Annotated in this window: 18 protein-coding genes; 1 reads left to right on the forward strand and 17 read right to left on the reverse strand. The window is 70.0% G+C overall.

What is annotated here, in order from left to right:
• Genes BUF17_RS17305 through BUF17_RS17320 form a run of 4 tightly spaced genes read right to left on the reverse strand, consistent with a single transcriptional unit; the run spans position 1 to position 3,536 of the window.
• Positions 1-1,167, reverse strand: a complete 1,167-nt coding sequence (locus BUF17_RS17305) for a M20 family metallopeptidase (protein ID WP_073631211.1) — start codon at positions 1,165-1,167, stop codon at positions 1-3.
• Between the two features lie 11 nt (positions 1,168-1,178).
• Positions 1,179-1,970 (reverse strand): amino acid ABC transporter ATP-binding protein, encoded by a 792-nt coding sequence (locus BUF17_RS17310; protein ID WP_084564840.1) that lies wholly within the window; start codon positions 1,968-1,970, stop codon positions 1,179-1,181.
• A complete protein-coding gene (locus BUF17_RS17315) occupies positions 1,960-2,688 on the reverse strand; it encodes an amino acid ABC transporter permease (protein WP_244530932.1) in 729 nt (242 codons plus the stop codon). Before BUF17_RS17315 ends, BUF17_RS17310 begins: the two co-directional genes overlap by 11 nt.
• Before the next feature lie 38 nt (positions 2,689-2,726).
• Complete coding sequence (locus BUF17_RS17320) at positions 2,727-3,536, reverse strand: ABC transporter substrate-binding protein (RefSeq protein ID WP_073631039.1); 810 nt, start codon at positions 3,534-3,536, stop codon at positions 2,727-2,729.
• 312 nt (positions 3,537-3,848) lie between these two features.
• Here BUF17_RS17320 and BUF17_RS17325 point away from each other — a divergent pair, with 312 nt between their 5' ends.
• A complete protein-coding gene (locus BUF17_RS17325; RefSeq protein ID WP_073631041.1) occupies positions 3,849-4,763 on the forward strand; it encodes a GntR family transcriptional regulator in 915 nt (304 codons plus the stop codon).
• Between the two features lie 9 nt (positions 4,764-4,772).
• Here the strand turns inward: BUF17_RS17325 and BUF17_RS17330 are convergent, their stop codons facing one another.
• The 13 genes from BUF17_RS17330 to BUF17_RS17390 all read right to left on the reverse strand — a co-directional run bounded on the left by BUF17_RS17330 (position 4,773) and on the right by BUF17_RS17390 (position 17,760).
• Entirely contained in the window at positions 4,773-5,504 is a 732-nt protein-coding gene (locus BUF17_RS17330) for a YoaK family protein (protein WP_073631044.1), read from the reverse strand.
• A 297-nt stretch (positions 5,505-5,801) separates the two neighbouring features.
• The gene (chrA, locus tag BUF17_RS17335; RefSeq protein ID WP_073631046.1) at positions 5,802-7,031 is read right to left on the reverse strand and encodes a chromate efflux transporter; all 1,230 of its coding nucleotides are present in this window, start codon (positions 7,029-7,031) and stop codon (positions 5,802-5,804) included.
• 198 nt (positions 7,032-7,229) lie between these two features.
• Complete coding sequence (locus BUF17_RS17340) at positions 7,230-8,192, reverse strand: NAD(P)-dependent oxidoreductase (RefSeq protein WP_084564842.1); 963 nt, start codon at positions 8,190-8,192, stop codon at positions 7,230-7,232.
• A 66-nt stretch (positions 8,193-8,258) separates the two neighbouring features.
• On the reverse strand, positions 8,259-9,194 hold the full coding sequence (locus BUF17_RS17345) for an intradiol ring-cleavage dioxygenase (RefSeq protein ID WP_073631048.1): 936 nt from the start codon (positions 9,192-9,194) through the stop codon (positions 8,259-8,261).
• A 78-nt stretch (positions 9,195-9,272) separates the two neighbouring features.
• Positions 9,273-10,349, reverse strand: a complete 1,077-nt coding sequence (locus BUF17_RS17350; protein ID WP_073631050.1) for a maleylacetate reductase — start codon at positions 10,347-10,349, stop codon at positions 9,273-9,275.
• A 31-nt stretch (positions 10,350-10,380) separates the two neighbouring features.
• Entirely contained in the window at positions 10,381-11,364 is a 984-nt protein-coding gene (locus tag BUF17_RS17355) for a zinc-dependent alcohol dehydrogenase (protein ID WP_073631052.1), read from the reverse strand.
• A gap of 132 nt (positions 11,365-11,496) precedes the next feature.
• Entirely contained in the window at positions 11,497-12,495 is a 999-nt protein-coding gene (locus tag BUF17_RS17360; protein ID WP_073631054.1) for a Gfo/Idh/MocA family protein, read from the reverse strand.
• 26 nt (positions 12,496-12,521) lie between these two features.
• Complete coding sequence (locus tag BUF17_RS17365; protein WP_073631056.1) at positions 12,522-12,809, reverse strand: YciI family protein; 288 nt, start codon at positions 12,807-12,809, stop codon at positions 12,522-12,524.
• A gap of 61 nt (positions 12,810-12,870) precedes the next feature.
• Positions 12,871-13,938, reverse strand: a complete 1,068-nt coding sequence (locus BUF17_RS17370) for a zinc-binding dehydrogenase (protein WP_073631219.1) — start codon at positions 13,936-13,938, stop codon at positions 12,871-12,873.
• A gap of 137 nt (positions 13,939-14,075) precedes the next feature.
• Complete coding sequence (locus tag BUF17_RS17375) at positions 14,076-14,840, reverse strand: SDR family NAD(P)-dependent oxidoreductase (RefSeq protein WP_073631058.1); 765 nt, start codon at positions 14,838-14,840, stop codon at positions 14,076-14,078.
• Between the two features lie 45 nt (positions 14,841-14,885).
• Complete coding sequence (locus BUF17_RS17380; protein WP_073631060.1) at positions 14,886-15,701, reverse strand: SDR family NAD(P)-dependent oxidoreductase; 816 nt, start codon at positions 15,699-15,701, stop codon at positions 14,886-14,888.
• 32 nt (positions 15,702-15,733) lie between these two features.
• Positions 15,734-16,753, reverse strand: a complete 1,020-nt coding sequence (locus BUF17_RS17385; RefSeq protein ID WP_244530933.1) for an ABC transporter permease — start codon at positions 16,751-16,753, stop codon at positions 15,734-15,736.
• Positions 16,750-17,760: an ABC transporter permease gene (locus BUF17_RS17390; protein WP_073631064.1), complete on the reverse strand. Its 1,011-nt coding sequence runs from the start codon at positions 17,758-17,760 to the stop codon at positions 16,750-16,752. Before BUF17_RS17390 ends, BUF17_RS17385 begins: the two co-directional genes overlap by 4 nt.
• Position 17,761 lies beyond the last annotated feature (1 nt).

The following is a 17,761-nucleotide window of genomic DNA, read 5'->3' on the forward strand; positions in this document are numbered from 1 at the left end:
TCAGGCCGTCAGCATGGCGAGCGCGATGTCGCGGTAGATCAGGCTCGAGGTCTCGAACTCGTCCACCGGCACGAACTCGTCGGCCTTGTGGGCGACGGAGAGCGTGCCCGGCCCGATCACGACGCCCTCGGCGCCGGTCGAGCGGAAATGGACGAGGTCGCAGGCGCCCTGGAAGCCGAACGGGCCGGGATCGGCGATACCGTGGGCGCGGCAGGCGGCAAGGCTCGCCTGCACCACGGGACGGTCGGACGCGGTTTCGGTGGCGCCGCCGGTGGTTGGCTTCCACGCCACGATCTCGGCACGCAGGCCGAAGCGCTCGTTGGCGCGGCGGAGCAGGCCGGCGATGTCGGCCTTGACGGCGTCCTCGTCCTCGCCCGGCACCAGACGGCGGTCGAGCAGGAGTTCGCAGGCCCCCGGCAGCACGTTGTCGGCATGGCCGCCGTGGATGCGCGTCACCGTCAGGCTGGCGCCGCCGACGAGCGGATGGGTGCGGTGGCGGACGTCGGTCTCGTGCTCTTCGGCGACCATCGAGATCAGCTCGGCAGCGCGGTAGATCGCGTTCTCGCCGAGGTGGGGCGAGCCGGAATGGGCGGGCACGCCGAGCACGCGGACGAGCGGGCGCAGGCTGCCCTTGTGAGCGGAATAGACGGTGTTCGAGGTCGGCTCGCCGACCACCACGAAATCGATCTTCGGCTTGCGCGAGGCATAGAGTTTCGCGCCCTCGCTGGCGATCTCCTCATCGGCGACGAACACCGCGAGGAGCGTGCCGGACCAGGCGCTGCGATCGGCGGCGAGCATGCGCACAGCCTCAAGCATCGAGGCGAGCGGACCCTTGCAGTCGCAGGCACCGCGGCCGAACAGCTTGCCGTCGGCCTCGCGCAGCACGAAGGGATCGCCGGTCCAGCCGTCGCCGGCCGGCACCACGTCCATGTGGGTGTTGAAGGCGAACACCGGCCCGGGGCCGTTGACGAGGCGCGCCTCGACATTGACGCGGCCGGGCTTGTACTCGTCGAAGGCGATCTCGCATCCGAGCGCGGCCAAGCGGTCGCGCATGTAGATCGCGGCCTCGATCTCGCGGCCCGGCGGGTTCTCGGTGCGGATCGCGACAAGCTCCGCCAGTTCCCGCTTCATGCGGGCGAAATCCGGCGCGGTCGAGGGACGGGACATGACGGCACTCATCAATGGAGGATCTGGTCGAGGAAGTGGCGGGCGCGCTCGTTGACGGAGCCGCCGAAGAACGCCTCGCTGGACGCGGTCTCGACGATCTCGCCGGATTCCATGAAGACGATCTTGTCGGCGGCGCGACGGGCGAAGCCCATCTCGTGGGTGACGACGAGGCTGGTCATGCCTTCGGCGGACAGATCGGCCATGACGTCCAGCACCTCGCGGATCATCTCCGGGTCGAGGGCCGAGGTCGGCTCGTCGTAGAGCATCAGCTTCGGCTTCATGGCGAGCGCGCGGGCGATGGCGACGCGCTGCTGCTGGCCGCCGGAGAGCTCGTCCGGGAAGGCGTCGGCCTTGTCGGGAATGCGGACCTTGCCGAGCAGGTCGACGGCGATGTCGTGGGCGTCGGCGCGGGACAGCCCGAGCACCTTCATGGGCGCGAGCATGATGTTCTCTGCCGCCGAGAGGTGCTGGAACAGCTCGAAATTCTGGAACACCATGCCGATCTGGCGGCGGATGCGCGGCGCGTTCTTCAGATCGGCGGTGATGTTGGCGCCCTCGAAGAAGATGTCGCCGCCGTCGGCGGGTTCCAGCAGGTTGACGCAGCGCAGCAGCGTCGACTTGCCCGAGCCGGAGGGACCGATCAGCACCACGGTCTCGCCGCGGGCGACGTCGAGCGAACAGCGCTTGAGGATGCGCAGATGGCCGAAGCTCTTGTCGATGCCGACGATCTCAAGAAGCTTGCCTTCCCGACCGGCGTGCGATGCGGCGGCGTTCGGCGGAACGGCGGTCTGATCAGCGGACATCGGCGCGCTCCGTGGCAAGCATGAGCCGGTCGAGCAGCGGGCGCTTCTCGCGGCGGCGGCGCTTCTTGGGGTCGAGCCAGCGTTCCAGCAGGGCCTGCAGCACCATGAAGATCGTGGTGAGCGCGAGATAGTAGACGCCGGCCGCCGTCAGGGCCTCGAAATAGCGGAAGGTGGCGCTGGCGGCCTGGTTGGCGACCAGCAGCAGTTCCTCCACCGCGATCACCGAGACGAGCGCGCTGGTCTTCAGCATGCCGATCATCTGGTTGCCCATCGGCGGCAGCACGATGCGGGCGGCCTGGGGCAGCACGATGTGGCGCATCACCTGCGTCGTGCTCATGCCGAGCGCGAGGCCGGCGGTGCGCTGACCCTTCTTCACCGCGTCGAGACCCGAACGCAGGATCTCCGCCATATAGGCGCCCTCGTTGAGGGCGAGAGCGATCACCGCACTCAGGAACGCCGACAGGCGGATGCCGAAGCTCGGCAGCACGTTGTAGATGAAGATGATCTGGAACAGCACCGGCGTGCCGCGGAACAGCCAGAGATAGAACAGCGTAACGACCTGCAGGAGGCGCAGGCGCGTCTCCTGCATCAGGGCGATGACGAGCCCCGCCAGAACGCCGAAGAACAGCGAGGTGACGGTGATCAGCAGGGTGAGCATCGCGCCGTGGAAGAAGACGGGCGAAACGATGTAGTCGAAGACGAGATCGAGCGACATCATGGCCGTCTTCTCCTGTCACGAGGGCGGGATGGAGCGGATCAGTTGAAGATCGACACGGACGCCGGCAGCTTCCACTTCTCGATCAGCGCCTTGTAGGTGCCGTCCGCGACGATCTCCTTCAGGGCGGCCTTCAGCGCGTCCTGCATCGCCGTGTCGCCCTTGCGGGTGGCCATGCCGACCGAGGTGTTGGACTCGAATTCCTCGCCGACGGTCTCGAACACGCCGGGCACTTCCTGCAGCAGCATCACGGCGCCGGGGGTGGAGTCGTAATAGGCGTCGGCGCGGCCCTGGCGGAGCGACAGCGCGGAATCCTGGGCGGTCGGCAGCGTCAGCACCTTCACCGCGCCCTTGCCGGCATCCTGGCAGCGCTTGTCGTCGGCGCGGGCCTGGCTTTCCTCGATGCCGCCGAGGGTGACGGCGATGGTCTTGCCGCAGAGCGAGTCGTCGCGGCCGGTGATCTTGGCCGGGTTGCCGGCCTGCACGATCACCATGTTGCCGATCTTGAGGTAGGGCACGAAGTCCACCTGCTCGGCGCGGGCGGGGTTCATGTACATGGCCGAGTTGATGAGGTCGATGCGGCCGCCCTGCAGCGCCGGGATCAGGCCCTTGAACTCCATGTTCATGGCCTTGGGCTCGGCACCGAGCTTCTTGGCCAGCGCATCGATCAGGTCGATGTCGAAGCCGGTCAGCTTGCCGTCCTTCTGGAACTCGAAGGGCGCGAAGGTGGCGGCGACGCCGTAGGTGATGGCGCCCGGCTCGACGAGGCCGGTCTTGGGCAGTTCGGCGGCCGCGGCGGCGTGGGCGACGCCGAGCGGAAGGACGAGGGCGGCGAGGAAGCGGCGGAGCATGGCGGTTCCCTTGATCGTGAGGTCTGGAAGGACCGGGTTGCGGCTGTCGTCGTTCTTATGATTGCACTTTATGAGGCGAATTATACAAATCCGATGCGCGCCGCTGTCAAGCGGATGCGGGGCCGGCCTGTGCACAAATGATGGACGGCCGCCGATCAAAAACGCATCATTTGTGCCGACAAATCCCGAAAACGCGCGGCCGGCGGGCGCATCTGACGCACGATCGAAGCCTGCGCGGCAGCGGTGCGAGGGCTTGCCGGAGCACGCGGAAGCATTGTATGTCGCGTCATTCCGCATACAAACGGGTGCACGATGGCCCGCAGCTCGAGCCAGAGCCGATTCCGCCTCGCCAACCAAATCCTGGACGTCGTCCGCGAAGGACGGTTCGAACGGGGGCACCATCTGCGCGAGCAGCAGCTCGGCGACCTTCTTCAGGTTTCCCGCACGCCGGTGCGCGCCGCCCTGACGCTGCTCGCCGAGCGCGGCGTGGTCGAGGCGCGCCGCAACCAGGGCTTCTTCCTCAAGGCGACCCCGGACGAACTGCACCGCATCGCCATCGACGTGCCTTCGACCGCCGATCAGGACCTCTACGGCGAGATCGTGCAGGACCGGCTGGCCGGGCGGCTACCGGCCTCGTTCACGCAGGCGGAGATCGCCCGCCGCTACGATGTCGACCGCACGCTGCTGCAGCGCACGCTGTCGCGGCTGGTGGACGACGGCCTGCTGGAGCGCAATGCCGGACGCGGCTGGACCTTCCTGCCGGCGCTGGACAGCGGGCTGGCGCTGCGGGCGAGCTACGAGTTCCGACGCATCATCGAGCCGCAGGGCCTGCTGCTGCCGGACTTCCGGCCCGATCCCGCCGCGCTCGACCGCATCCGCCTGCAGCACATCTATCTGGAGGCGCATCCGCGCATCGCCAGCGTGGACCCGAAGCAGCTGTTCGAGACCGACGCCTCGTTCCACGAGGCCATTGCCGGGTTCAGCGGCAACGCCTTCGTGCTTCAGGCCGTGCAGCAGCAGAACCGGCTGCGGCGCCTGCTCGAATTCAGCGGCTATGCCAACCGGCGGCGGGTGCGCGACTGGTGCCGCGAGCACCTCGCGATCCTCGATGCGGTGGCGGAGGGCGACAATGCCAAGGCGGCCGAGATCATGGGCACCCACCTCGGCAACGCCTATTCGGCCGCTCCCCCGATCACGGCCCGCGCACGGGAGAACGGCGCCGGCTGAGAGCGGCGCTCACGCCCCGGCAGGCGCCTGGAAATTCCGGGCCTGGGAGATGGTCGCGAGCGCGGTGACGAACAGCATCACGCCGGCGACGACGAGCAGCCAGCCGCCGAAGTTGCGATAGGCGACGACGCCGACGATGCCGCCGATCAGGAACGACATGATGGTGTAGACGTGCAGCCGCAGCTTGTTCCAGTTGCGGCCGCGCTCTGTGCGGGGCTCGCGGCCGCGCATGATGTCGAACGCCATGGCGAGTTCGATGCCGATGTCGGTGGCCGTGCCGGAAACGTGGGTGGTGCGGACGCGCGCGCCGGAAATGCGGGTCACCACCGCGTTCTGCAGGCCCATCAGGAAGGCGAGGCCGAGCACCATCACCGCCGCGCGCCACGCATCCAAGAGCCAGAGGTCGGCGCAGCCGAGGATGCCGAGCAGCAGTCCCTCCGCGAGGATGATGTAGGCATAGACCCGGTGCATCCGCCGCCGCCGGCCGGCATTGATGAGCAGCGTCGAGACGGCCGAGCCGCCGATGAACGTCAGCACGATGGCGAAATAGAACAGGCCCGCGCTCCATTGCGCGAAGGCGAAGTGATCGGAGAGCGCCGAGACGTTGCCGGTCATGTTGGCCGAGAAGAACCCGACCGCATAGAACGCCGCCGCGTTGAGTCCGCCCGCCACCGCCGCCAGCAGCGACGCCAGCCGGCGGTCCATCTCGTCGTTCCTGTGCTCACCCTCTCGTACCAGCATCGCACTGGAATCCTTGCAATCTCGCGCCGGCCCAACGCCGTTGGGGCCGGGTTTGACCCCAGCCGCGCACGATGCCGAATGTTCGCTGACCCGATGCCGCTTCGCCCGGGAGGCCCGCGTCGCGGCCGTCCCGGAGGGACCTCGGCACCCGACCGCGCGTCCGGCCACGCCGATCGGGGAGAACAACGGCATACGCCTCCCGCACGCCCGGCTCAAGCGGGAGCACGCGCCGTCGGGAAAATCGGGGCGTCGCTGCCGGATGTCGACCGACCGACGGGAGCGAGATACGGCGTCCGGTCAGGCGGCGCCGCCCATCGCGCCCCCGATCGCGCCCGCGGCCGCGAGCGCCGCGACGACGACCCACGGCGGCATCTTCCACACGGTCAGGGCGAGGAAGCCCGCGAGCGCCAGCGCGAAATCAGCCGGGCGGAACACGGCGCTCGTCCACACCGGATCATAGAGGGCGGCGCCGAGAATGCCGACGACGGCCGCGTTGGCGCCGCGCATCGCCGCCTGCACATCGGGGCGATGGCCGATGGCTTCGCGAAAGGGCAGCATGCCGTAGACCAGCAAGAGGCCCGGCAGAAAAATCGCGCCGAGCGCGATGGCCGCGCCGGCGAGGCCGTTGGGCGCCGGGGCGACCACGGCGCCGAGATAGGCGGCGAACGTGAACAGCGGCCCCGGCACCGCCTGCGCGAGGCCGTAGCCGGCGAGGAAGGCCTCGTTCGTGGCCCATCCCGGCGTGACGACCTCGGCCTGGAGCAGCGGCAGCACGACGTGCCCGCCGCCGAACACCAGCGCGCCGGAGCGATAGAACGCATCGAACAGCGACACGCCCGGCAGGCCGGTCGCGGCCGCAAGAAGCGGCGGCAGCACGAACAGCGCCGCAAACAGGACGAGGGCGACGACGCCGTTGCGGCGCGAGACCGGGAAGCGGAGTGCGTCGCCGGCGGCAGCGGGGCCTGACCGACAGAGCCCGAGGCCCGCGACGGCTCCAAACCCGATCGCGGCGACCTGCCCGATCGCGCCGCCGACGAACACGACGATGGCGACCGCGGCGAGCGCGATGCCGGCGCGTTCCCGGTCCGGTGTCAGCGTGCGTGCCATGCCCCAGATCGCCTGGGCCACGACCGCGACGGCGACCAGCTTCAAGCCGTGCAGCAGGCCTTCGGCCACCGGCCCGGAGACGGTGGAGGCGCCGAGGGCGAAGGCGACCATCACCAGCGCCGACGGCGCCGTGAAGCCGAGCCACGCGGCGAGACCGCCGGCAAGGCCGTTGCCGCGCAGGAGCCCGAGCGCGAACCCGACCTGGCTGGACGCCGGCCCGGGCAGGAACTGGCAGAGGGCCACCAGATCGCCGTAGCCGTCTTCGTCGATCCACCGGCGGCGGACGACGAGTTCGGTGCGGAAATAGCCGAGATGGGCGATCGGCCCGCCGAAGGACGTGAGCCCGAGCTTCAGGAAAACGGCCAGCACTTCCCATGCCGAGCCGCCGCCCCGATCCGAATGCCCGGTCCCGTCCCGCATCGCCGTCGCCCCGCTTCATCGCCCGGGCGATCCGGATGCCCGCGCACGCCCCCGAGGGGACGAACGCCTGCGATCATGCCGCGCGGTGGCGGGATCGGACGGATGCCGTCTGTCGTCGAAACCCGACACGATCGATGCGGTCTGTCCGGCCTTCCGTCAACCCGTATCGGGCGCGATGGCGGTCGGGCCGCGCCCGGCTCACTCCGCGGCGGCAAGGCTCTCTTCGCAGAGCACGAAGAAGTCGCGCTCGGCGGCGGCCCTGTAGGCGCTTTCATATTGCTGGCGCACCAGGGCGGAGACGAACATCGGCACATGGTCGGCGCGGGCGGTGTCGATGATGATGTCGAAGTCCTTCATCATCTGCGCCACGGTGAAGGCGGGCGTGTAGTCGCCGCTTTCGATCAGCGCGCGCTTGTAGCCGATCAGCGGCGAGGCCACCGCGCTCTGGCAGATCACCTCCATCATGTCGCGGATGTCGATGTCGCCCCGCCGGCCGAGGGCGAGTGCCTCCGCCACCAATGAGGCGGTGCCGCCGACGAGGGTGTTGAGCACGAGTTTGAGATAACGCGCCTGCTCGTCCTCGCCGACATAGAAGCGGCGCGCCGACAGGCGGGCGAGCAGCGGCTCCACCGCGTCATAGGCCGCGCGGGGCCCGGAGGCGAGCACGGACAGCGTGCCGGCCTCGGCCATGACGGTGCTGCCGGAGACCGGTGCGCGCACATAGCCGATGCCGCGTTCGGCCAGGGCCGCCGCCACCCTGCGCGAGATCGCGGGCGAGACGGTGCTCATCTCCACCAGGATCGCGCCGGGGGCGAGCCGCGCCGCGAGCCCGGCCTCGCCCAGCACCACGGCGGCGAGCACCGTGTCGTTCGGGATCATCGAGAACACGATCCCGGCCTCGGCGGCGAGCGCCGGGACGTCGAAGCCGGTTTCGGCGCCGCTGGCGGCGGCGGCGGCGCGGTTGCCGGCGTCCGGCTCGGAGACGACGAGGCGATGGCCGGCCTCGACGAGGCGACGGATCATGGGGCCGCCCATCTTGCCCGCGCCGATCCAGCCGATGGTGCGCGGGCGGGCGGCGGCGTCGCGCGGCCCGCCGGTGCCGCCTGTGCCGCCGGTTCCGCCTGTGCCGCCGGTTCCTGGGGATGCGGTTTCAATGCTCATGTTCGGTGCTCGCGCTTGACCGGGAGGGCGGCGGACGGGACCGCGCCGCCGCTCGCCGGATCGGATTCAGGACAGCGGTTCGGCCGGGGCGGCGCGGCGCCGCATCAGGCGGAAATCCCATTCCACCACCCGTTTCGGCGCCTCGCCCGCGCCGGCCGCAGCCGGTTCGTCGAGATCGCGGAGCGTGGCGATCAGGCTCTCCTTGACGCCGAACACGGCGTCGGATTCGAGATAGGGGTCGCCCGGCATGAAGATGTGGGTCGTCACCGGCTCGTAGCCGTCGGCGGCGACGATGAAGTGGATGTGCGCCGGCCGGTAGGGATGGCGGCCGAGGGCGATCAGGAGCCGGCCGACCGGGCCATCGTGGGGAATGGCGTAGTATTGCGGCACGATGGAGCGGAACCAGAACCGGCCCTCGTCGTCGGCCTCGAACAGGCCGCGCAGGTTCATCTCCGGCTGGAGGCCCTGCTGCTGCACGTCGTAGAAGCCGTCGCCGTTGGCCTGCCAGACATCGAGCAGCGCGTGGGGGATGGGCCGGCCGGCCTCGTCGGTGACACGGCCGCGCACCAGCACAGGCTCGCCGATGCCGTCGAGGCAGATGCTGTCGCCGAGCGCGCGGCGCGGCGCGTTCTCGACGTGGAACGGGCCGAGCACGGTCGATTCCGTGGTGCCGCCGCCCTTGTCGTGGTTGATGGCGTCGACCAGCATCGAGGCACCGAGCACGTCGGACAGGAGGATGAACTCCTGGCGCCAGTCGGAGCAGATCTGGCCGGTACGGGTGAGGAAGTCGATGGCCGCCGCCCATTCCTCGGTGGTCAGCTCGACCTCCTTGATGGCGGCGTGCAGATGGCGCACGAGAGCGCTCATGATCGTCTTGAGCCGGTCGTCCGGGCACCCCTCCATGCGCGCGATCACCACGTCGGCGGAGTTGGCGGCGGTGAAGTAGCCGATCGGCGTGCTCTCTGCCCCGGAGGCCGGCCGGGGGGCTGTGTGCGAAGGCATCGGTGTTCCCTCCCTTGTCGTTTAGGGCCGGCGACCGGGCAGCGACTGGCGCCCGCGCGGCTCGGCCGGGATTTTCTCTCAGGCGGCCGGATCGGAAGGCGCGCGGCCGGCGAAGGCCGCGGCGATCAGCGCGCGCACGGCATCGCGGTCGAACGGGCGCGGATTCCAGTAGGGATTGGCGACGGCGAGATCGGCCGCCCGGTCGATGCCGTCGGCCGGCATGCCGATGGCCTCGAGCGCTGTCGGCGCCCCGACGGCGCGCGCGAGGCGGTGGAGCCGCAGGGCCGGATCGCCCTCGCCTTCCCCGAGCGCGCGGTCGAGCGCGGCCATCGCCTCCGGCGCGGCCGGCGCGTTGAAGGCGACGACGTGGGGCAGCACGACGGCGTGGGTCTCGGCGTGGGGCAGGTCGAAGCTGCCGCCGAGAACGTGGCAGAGCTTGTGGTGCAGCGCCATGCCGACGGCGCCGAGCACCGCGCCGCAGAGCCAGGCGCCGTAGAGCGCACGGCTGCGGGCCTCGCGGTCGGCCGGATCGCGCACGATCGCCGGCAGCGCGGCGGCGAGCGCGCGCACGCCGTCCTCCGCCATCAGCGAGACGATGGGGTTGCGGTCGCGGGCATAGAGGCCCTCGACGGCGTGCGCGATGGCATTGAGGCCGCTGGTGGCCGACAGGCCCGCCGGCAGCGACAGCGTCAGCGCGGGATCGTAGACGACCGCTTCCGGCAGGATGCGGCGGTCGCGGCGGGTGGTCTTCACGCCGTTCTCGGTCTCGCCGAGGATCGGCGTCATCTCCGAGCCGGCATAGGTGGTGGGCACCACGAGCTGCGGCAGGTCGGTGCGCCAGGCGATGGCCTTGCCGAGCCCGGTGGTGGAGCCGCCGCCGACGGCCAGCGTGGCGTCGGCACCGGTCTCGCGCAGCACGCCGAGCGCGGTCTCCGTCACGTCGGTCGGCGTGTGCATCACCGCGCCGGCGAACAGGCCCGCGACCCGCGGACCGAGCATCACCGCGATGCGCTCGGCCTCAGCCCGCTGCGGCGGCGTCGCCAGCACCAGGACGCGCGAGACGCCGAGGCGGTCGACCTCGTCGGCGAGCCGGTCGAGGCTGCCCCAGCCGAACACCACGCGGCTCGGCAGCGCCTCGTAAACGAACGGGTCCATCGTCCATATCCTCCAGTGACGCGGCGGGCCGTCACCCGGCCGTGAGCGTGACCTTGATGCAGCGGTCGGACTGCTTGCCGAGTTCGAACGCTCGCACCGCCTCCGCCAGCGGGAAGCTGTGGGTCTGGATCGGCGAGAGATCGAGACCGGTGCGCTCCAGGAAGCGGATCGCGGCAGGCCAGACGCCGGGGGAGCCGATGCAGCCCTTCACGGTGAGATTGCGCATCTGGATGTTGCCGAGATGGGAGGCGACCTTGCGGCCGATATTGATGCCGACCATCGAGACGCGGCCTTCCTCGCGGGCGAGATCGAACACCGAGCCGAGCGAGGCGTCGTGGCCGGACGCCTCGACGACGAGATCGGCACCGACGCCGCCGGTGAGGTCCATCACGCGGGCGGTGACATCCTCGGCCACGGGATCGATCGCCTCCGCGGCGCCGAGCGCGAGCGCGGTGGTGCGGCGGTGGGCGATGGGATCGACCACGATCACCCGCGCGCCCATGCCGATGGCGGCCGCCGCGGAAACGAGGCCGATGGTGCCGCCGCCGGATACGACCACGGTTTCCGCCGCATTGGTGCCGCCGGACCGCATCACCGCGTAGTAGCCGCAGGTGAAGGGCTCGATCAGCGACGCCTTGCGGTCATCGATGGCGTCGGGAAGCTTGTGCAGCCATTCCGGCCGCGCGGTGAAATATTCCCGGTCGGCCCCGTCGAGCGAGAAGCCGAAATGATGGAGCCGGTCCGGCAGGCGCACCACGCACTCGCCCACCACGCGATCGCCCGGCTTGAAGCCCGTGACGGCGCGACCGACCTCAACCACCTCGCCGCACCACTCGTGGCCGGGCGTGACGGGATAGCTGATCGGGATGATGTAGCGGCCCGCGAGCAGTTCGTAGTCGGAATGGCAGATGCCGACGGCCTTCATCGTGAGAAGGACTTCGTTCTCGTCGATCTCAGGCATCGGCACGTCGCGGACGACCGGGCGGTCGGGCGCCTCGAAGATCAGCGCTTTCATCGGGTGTCTCCTCCTTCGTCTGCCTCTTGTCGGACAAGGCTCACCCGTTCGCCCGGCTGGGTACGCCGGGCGCCGGATGGTCCGGGACTTTCCTCTAAGCCGCGTCCGCCGCCGGGGCGGCCGGCCGTTTGCTCAGCGCACGGGCTCGATGGCCCGCGAGCGCGATGCCGCGACGATCGCCTCCAGCAGCGCGATGTTGTCGACGAGCTGCTCGCCGGTGATCGGATAGGGCGCCTTGCCCTCCACCGCGCGGCCGAACGCCTCGAGATTCCAGAGCACCGGCTCGGCGGGGCCGACCTCCTCGACCCGGATGGGCTCGCCCTTGAGGCCGGACGTGACGACCCAGCCGTCCGGCGCCTCGACATGGGCCTTGTCGCGGATGTCGATCCAGCCGGCGGTGCCGTAGACGGCGAAGCGCGACACGAACGGATAGCCGAGCGAGGCCGAAATGTAGGCGGTGCCGCCGCCGTGAAAGCGGACATAGGCGCTCATGGTATCGCCCGAGGGCAGGCCGGAGGCGAGGTTCTCGCAGCTCACGACCACCTCCCGCGCCGGCCCCATCAGCGCGACCGACAGGTCGGTGAGGTGGATGCCGGTCGCCGTCATGCCGCCGGCCGGCGCGTGGGCGGGATCGAGCCGCCAGTTGGACGGATCGAGCGACAGGAACTTGTCGTGGCTGAAATTCGCCTCGATCTGGACGATGCGGCCGAGGCTGCCGTCGGCGGCGCGCTTCAGGAGATCGGCCATCGGCGGCTCGAACCGGCGCTCGTGGCCCATGCCGAGCACCACGCCCGCCTCCCGACAACGCGCGACGGCGGCCTCTGCGCCGGCCCGGGTCAGCGCGAGCGGCTTCTCGCAGAACACATGCTTGCCGGCGGTCGCGGCGCGGGCGATCTGTTCCTCGTGCAGGGCGTGGGGCGTCGCCAGCACCACGGCATCGACCGCCGGGTCGGCCAGCGCCTCGCCGAGATCGGCGCCGAGCACGATGCCGTGCCGGCCGGCGAAGTCCGCCGCCGCCGCCACGTTCGGCTCGACGGCGCGGACGATGCGCACCCCGTCGCTGTGGCCCTGGACCACGTCCGTCATCTTGCGGCCCCACCAGCCGAGGCCGACCATCGCAAGGTTGATCATATGCGTCGCTCCCTCCGGCCGGGGCCTCAGGCCCTGTTGTCCATGCGCTTCAGGAAGGGGTTGATCGAAACCGTCTCCCAGACCCCCGCGTGGAAGAATGGATCGTTGCGGTGGAAGGCCTCCACCGCCGCGCGATCCGCCGCCTCCACCAGGAAGAAGCTGCCGATCATGGTCTCGCCGTCGTCGGCGACGAGCGGACCCGAAATGACGATCGCGACCGGCGGCGCGGAGAGATAGGCCTTGTGCGCGTCGTAGTTGGCGAGCCGCGTCGGCAGCGCGCCGGGCTTGTCGAGGCAGTGGATCACGAAATGCATGGCAAGCTCATTTGATAGGATGAATGCGAAAGATCGAACCCGGAGGGCAAGCCGCCCGGCCTCAGGTGCGAACGAGGATCTTGAGATGGTGGCCCGCGGGATCGAGCAGGGCCTCGAAGCCCTTCTCAACCACGTCGTCGGCGGCGATCTCGCCGGTCACGACGCGCTCGACCGGGAACAGCCCGGCCTCGATCATGCCGGCGATGCGCGGCCACACCTGCACCGGGTAGCACCACGTCGCCTCGACGGTGATGTCCTTCAATGCCCACAGCATGGCGTCGATGGAGGCCGGCCGCACATGAAGGCCGGTCTGCACCACCACCCCCTGGCGGCGCACCACGGCGACGCAGGTGTTGAGCGAGCGCTCGTTGCCGACGCATTCGATGGCGACGTCGGCGCCGACGCCGTCCTCGGTGTGGTCGCGCACCACGGTTACGGCATCCTCTGCCGTCGGATCGATGCCGATCGCTCCGGGCACGAGGCCGACCGCCATCCGGCGGCGGGTGGCGTTCGGTTCGGAGACGAAGATGCGGGCAGCGCCGGCAGCCCGCGCCGCGAGCACGGTGAGCGCGCCGATCGGCCCGGCCCCGGAGACGAACACCGTCGAGCCCGCCGTGACCCGGCCGCGATCGACGCCGTAGAGCGCGACGGCCGCCGGCTCGATCATCGCCGCCTGGATGTCGGACACCCCGTCCGGAACGCGGAACACGTTGTAGTCGTTGAGGACCGCGCGTTCGGCCATGCCGCCCCAGGCCCAGGAAAGCCCGACGCAGCCGAGCTTCTCGCTGAGATGATAGAGGCCGCGGCGGCCGTAATAATCGTCCCGCGGGGCGATGAGCGGCTGGATCGAAACCCGGTCGCCGGGCGACACGGTGGCGACGGCATCGCCCACCGCGACGACGCGGGCGGAGAACTCGTGGCCGAGGATCTGCGGCAGCACGGCGCCGGTATAGACGTGCGGCGTCGCGGGGGTGACGATCGGACCGGCGGCATATTCGTGCAGATCGGTGCCGCAGATGCCGCAGACGATGGGCTCGACGAGCACCTGGCCGGGGGCGAGACGTTCGTCCGGCGGGGCCACGTCCTCGACGCGGATGTCCTTTCGGCCATGGAAGCGCACAGCGCGCATGGGAAACCCCTTGAGGTTGGTCGGCGAAGGAGGTGGGGAGAACCCCGCCGTCTCGGCGAGACGGCGATGCTCCCGGTCTTCGTGGTCGCGGGTGTTGCCGGGCGGACGGCGGCGTTCGCCCGGCAGGTCGTCCACGCCTATTGCGCGGTGTAGCCGCCATCGCAGACGAGGCTGGCGCCGGTGACGAACCGCGCCTCGTCGGAGGCGAGGAACAGCACGCAATTGGCGACGTCGACCGGCTCGCCGAGGGTGAGCGGGTGCTTGGCCTTCATCATCTCGAGATAGACGTCGAGGCCGCCCGGATAGGTCTCACCGGCCTTCATGAACAGCGGCGTCTTGGTGGAGCCCGGATGGACCGCGTTCACGCGGATGCCCCAGCGCGCATAGCAGATCGCGTCGGTCTTGGTCATCAAAAGCACCGCGCCCTTGGTGGCGTGGTAGGGCGGCAGGTCGTCGTTGCCGATCAGGCCGTAGATCGAGGAGAAGTTCACGATCGAGCCGGCCTTCTTCTCCATCATCGTCGGCAGCACATGCTTGGTGCAGAGGAACACGCCCCGGGTGTTGATGGAAAAGATGTGGTCCCACTCCTCCACCGTCACCTCGTGGGTGAACTTGTTCACGCCGGTGACGGCGGCATTGTTGACGAGCACGTCGATGGTGCCCCAGCGCGCCAGCACCGCGGCGACGGCGGCCTTCACATCCGCCTCGCTGGAGACGTCGGCACGCGCGAACAGCGCCTCGCCGCCTGCCGCCTCAATGGCTGCGGCCGTCTTCTCGCCGGCCGGGGTCACGTCGAAAACCGCCACCTTGGCGCCTTCCTCGGCGAAGCGCCGGCAGGTCGCCTCGCCGATGCCGGTGCCGCCGCCGGTGACGATGGCGATCTTGTTCTGCAAACGTCCCATGTCTTCCTCCCGTCGCGGCCTCTGCGGGCCGCCTTGTTCCAACGCTCAGATCAATACCATGCCGCCGTCGACCATCAGCGTCTGACCGGTGATGTAGTCCGAGGCGGGCGCGGCGAGGAACGTGGTGAGCCCGACGATGTCGGCCGGGGTGGAGGCACGGCCGGCGAGGATCGAGGCGGAGAACTCGTTGATGGCCTGTTCCGGCTTCTCGGTGAGGCCGTGGTCGCGGAATTCCTGGTCGAGCTGCGCCCAGAGTTCCGTGCGCACGACGCCGGGCGCGAAGCTGTTGACGGTGATGCGGTGCTCGGCCAGCGCGCGGGCGGCGGCCTGGGTGAGCGCCACAACGGCGAACTTGCTGGCGCAATAGTGCGCGAACAGCGGATAGCCCTGCTTGCCGGCAATGGAGGACGTGTTGACGATCTTGCCGCCGCGGCCCTGGGCGATCATCTGCTCCGCCGCTTCCTGGGTGCCGATCAGCACGCCGAGGCCGTTGACGTCCATGATGCGGCGCCAGTCGTCCTCGGTCACCTTCATGAACGGGCAGGTCTGGCTGATGCCGGCATTGTTGAACATCACGTCGAGCCCGCCGAACGCGGCGACGGTGGTGGCGATCAGCGCCTTGACGCTCGCCCGGTCGGCGACGTCGACGGCGACGGCGATGGCCTCGCCGCCGGCCGCGCGGATGCCGGCGGCGACCGTCTCGGCGCGCGCGGCGTCGAGGTCGGCGACGGCGACGCGGCCCCCGGCGCGGGCGAGGTCGGCGGCGATGGCCGCGCCGATGCCACGGCCGGCGCCGGTGACGATGACGCTGCGGCCATCGAGGCGGTAGCCGCCGGAGGGGATCTGAGTTGCATCGGTCATTGGGCACTCCAATCGGTGTCTGGGGCGCGCGGTCAGTGCGCGCGGCGCATGTAGAAGGCGGCGGCCAGGATGATCACGGCGCCCTTGATGATGATCTGGAACTGGACCGGCAGGCCGAACAGCAGCACGGCGTTGAACACCACCGTGAGGATCGCGGCCCCGGCGAGTGCGCCGGGAATGGAGCCGCGGCCGCCGGAGAGCGCCACGCCGCCGATGACCGCCGCGACGATGGAATCGAGCTCGAACCCGCGCCCGACCCAGTTGTCGACGATGCCGACGAAGCCCGACAGCACCAGCCCCGCGATGGCGGCGAGCCCGCCGGAGATCATGTAGCAGGCGATGGTGACGCGGTCGGCGCCGATGCCGACGAGCCGGGCGGTGAGCGGGTTGCCGCCGGTGATATAGACCTTGCGGCCGAAGGTGGAGGCATGGAGCACCAGGCCGAACACGACCGCCAGCACCACCATGACCATGAGATTGTAGGGCACGCCGTAGAACGCCTGGGAGCCGACGGTGCGCAGCAGCGGCGGCACGCTTCCCGAGGGGGCGCCCTGGGTCCACGCGAAGCGGATGCCCTGGAGCACGATCATGGTCGCCAGCGTGGCGAGGAACGGCGACACCCGGCGCTTCGTGATCAGCAGGCCGTTGGCGAGCCCGGTGCCGAGCCCGATGGCGAGCCCGAGGCCGAGGACGGCCGGCAGATCGGCGTTGGTGCCGGAAAAGCTCGTCGCCGCCACGGCCGCGGTCGCCATGACCGAGGAGACCGACAGATCGAGGCCGCGCACCAGGATCACGAAGGTCTGGCCGATGACGACGATGCCGAGCGGCGCCATCTGCATCAGCATGTTGGAGATGTTGTCGCCGCGCAGGAAGCTGGGTGCGACGATGCCGGACACCACGATCAGCGCGATCAGGAACAGGTAGATGCCGTGACGGGAGGCGAAGCCGGCAAGGCCCGACCGGCCGGGACCGGCCTTCGTCGCGGTGGCGTCCATCGATCCGGCTCCCGTATGCGACGCGGCGGCGTGGGGCGTTCCCGCAAGCTCGCTCATGCGATCGACCTCCTTCTTTCGATGTAGACCGAGACCGCGAGGATGATGATCAGGCCCTGGACGATGAGCTGGACGTGGGACGAGACGTCCATGAAGTTCAGCAGGTTGTTGAGGAGCGAGATCAGGTAGGCGCCGATCAGCGTGCCGATGACGCCGCCGCGGCCGCCGGAGAGAAGCGTGCCGCCGACCACGACCGGCGTGATCGAGGCGAGCGTGTAGTTCGCGCCCTGATAGGGCTGGCCGGAGCCGAAGCGGCCGACGAGATAGATCGCGGTCAAGGCCGCGCAGAGCCCGCAGAAGGCGTAGACGAACACGATGACGCGGTCGTGGGGCAGGCCCATCAGCCGGGCGGCGTGGGCATCGTCGCCGACCGCGTAGATCTGGCGGCCGAACGGCACGTAGCGCAGGAACAGGGCGACGAGGACGAAGGCGACGACCGCGAGCACCGCCGAGGCCGGCAGGCCGAACAGCTTGCCGTAGGCGATGGCGTCGAATTCCGGCGGGGCCGAGCCGACCGGCCCGAGCGCATAGAGCAGCGTGATGCCCTGCAGGATGGCGCCGGTGCCGAGGGTGACGATCAGCGGGTGGATGCGCAGGCGGATGACCGCGAGACCGTTGACGGCGCCGACGCCGAGACCGAGCGCGAGCATGGCGGCGACGACCGGCAGGGTGCGGGCGGAATCGCCGTCGATCAGGCCGGCCGTCAGCACCGAGACGAGGCTGATGAGCGAGCCGACCGAGAGGTCGATGCCGCCGGTGAGGATCGCCAGCGTCTGGCCGAGGCTGACGAAGGCGAGCCCGGAGGACTGCTCGAACACGTTGAGCAGGTTGCCCGCCGTGCGGAAGCGGTCGGACAGCACCGCGCCGACCGCCAGCATGGCCGCGATCAGCAGGAGCGAGGTGACGATGCCCGTGCGCGCGGCGAGGAAGCGGCCGAGCCGCGAGCGGCGGCCACGGGCGGGAGCGGAAACGGGAAGCGCTGATGTCGTGGGAGTTGATGTCGGCATG

The sequence above is a fragment of the Pseudoxanthobacter soli DSM 19599 genome, from assembly GCF_900148505.1.
GTDB classification, from domain to species: domain Bacteria; phylum Pseudomonadota; class Alphaproteobacteria; order Rhizobiales; family Segnochrobactraceae; genus Pseudoxanthobacter; species Pseudoxanthobacter soli.

What these genes read in the sequence shown, in the direction of transcription:
- BUF17_RS17305 (WP_073631211.1), bottom strand. Translation starts at nt 1,167, where the DNA reads ATGTCCCGTCCCTCGACCGCGCCGGATTTCGCCCGCATGAAGCGGGAA.
- BUF17_RS17310 (WP_084564840.1), bottom strand. Translation starts at nt 1,970, where the DNA reads ATGTCCGCTGATCAGACCGCCGTTCCGCCGAACGCCGCCGCATCGCAC.
- BUF17_RS17315 (WP_244530932.1), bottom strand. Translation starts at nt 2,688, where the DNA reads ATGATGTCGCTCGATCTCGTCTTCGACTACATCGTTTCGCCCGTCTTC.
- BUF17_RS17320 (WP_073631039.1), bottom strand. Translation starts at nt 3,536, where the DNA reads ATGCTCCGCCGCTTCCTCGCCGCCCTCGTCCTTCCGCTCGGCGTCGCC.
- BUF17_RS17325 (WP_073631041.1), top strand. Translation starts at nt 3,849, where the DNA reads ATGGCCCGCAGCTCGAGCCAGAGCCGATTCCGCCTCGCCAACCAAATC.
- BUF17_RS17330 (WP_073631044.1), bottom strand. Translation starts at nt 5,504, where the DNA reads ATGCTGGTACGAGAGGGTGAGCACAGGAACGACGAGATGGACCGCCGG.
- chrA (WP_073631046.1), bottom strand. Translation starts at nt 7,031, where the DNA reads ATGCGGGACGGGACCGGGCATTCGGATCGGGGCGGCGGCTCGGCATGG.
- BUF17_RS17340 (WP_084564842.1), bottom strand. Translation starts at nt 8,192, where the DNA reads ATGAGCATTGAAACCGCATCCCCAGGAACCGGCGGCACAGGCGGAACC.
- BUF17_RS17345 (WP_073631048.1), bottom strand. Translation starts at nt 9,194, where the DNA reads ATGCCTTCGCACACAGCCCCCCGGCCGGCCTCCGGGGCAGAGAGCACG.
- BUF17_RS17350 (WP_073631050.1), bottom strand. Translation starts at nt 10,349, where the DNA reads ATGGACCCGTTCGTTTACGAGGCGCTGCCGAGCCGCGTGGTGTTCGGC.
- BUF17_RS17355 (WP_073631052.1), bottom strand. Translation starts at nt 11,364, where the DNA reads ATGAAAGCGCTGATCTTCGAGGCGCCCGACCGCCCGGTCGTCCGCGAC.
- BUF17_RS17360 (WP_073631054.1), bottom strand. Translation starts at nt 12,495, where the DNA reads ATGATCAACCTTGCGATGGTCGGCCTCGGCTGGTGGGGCCGCAAGATG.
- BUF17_RS17365 (WP_073631056.1), bottom strand. Translation starts at nt 12,809, where the DNA reads ATGCATTTCGTGATCCACTGCCTCGACAAGCCCGGCGCGCTGCCGACG.
- BUF17_RS17370 (WP_073631219.1), bottom strand. Translation starts at nt 13,938, where the DNA reads ATGCGCGCTGTGCGCTTCCATGGCCGAAAGGACATCCGCGTCGAGGAC.
- BUF17_RS17375 (WP_073631058.1), bottom strand. Translation starts at nt 14,840, where the DNA reads ATGGGACGTTTGCAGAACAAGATCGCCATCGTCACCGGCGGCGGCACC.
- BUF17_RS17380 (WP_073631060.1), bottom strand. Translation starts at nt 15,701, where the DNA reads ATGACCGATGCAACTCAGATCCCCTCCGGCGGCTACCGCCTCGATGGC.
- BUF17_RS17385 (WP_244530933.1), bottom strand. Translation starts at nt 16,753, where the DNA reads ATGAGCGAGCTTGCGGGAACGCCCCACGCCGCCGCGTCGCATACGGGA.
- BUF17_RS17390 (WP_073631064.1), bottom strand. Translation starts at nt 17,760, where the DNA reads ATGCCGACATCAACTCCCACGACATCAGCGCTTCCCGTTTCCGCTCCC.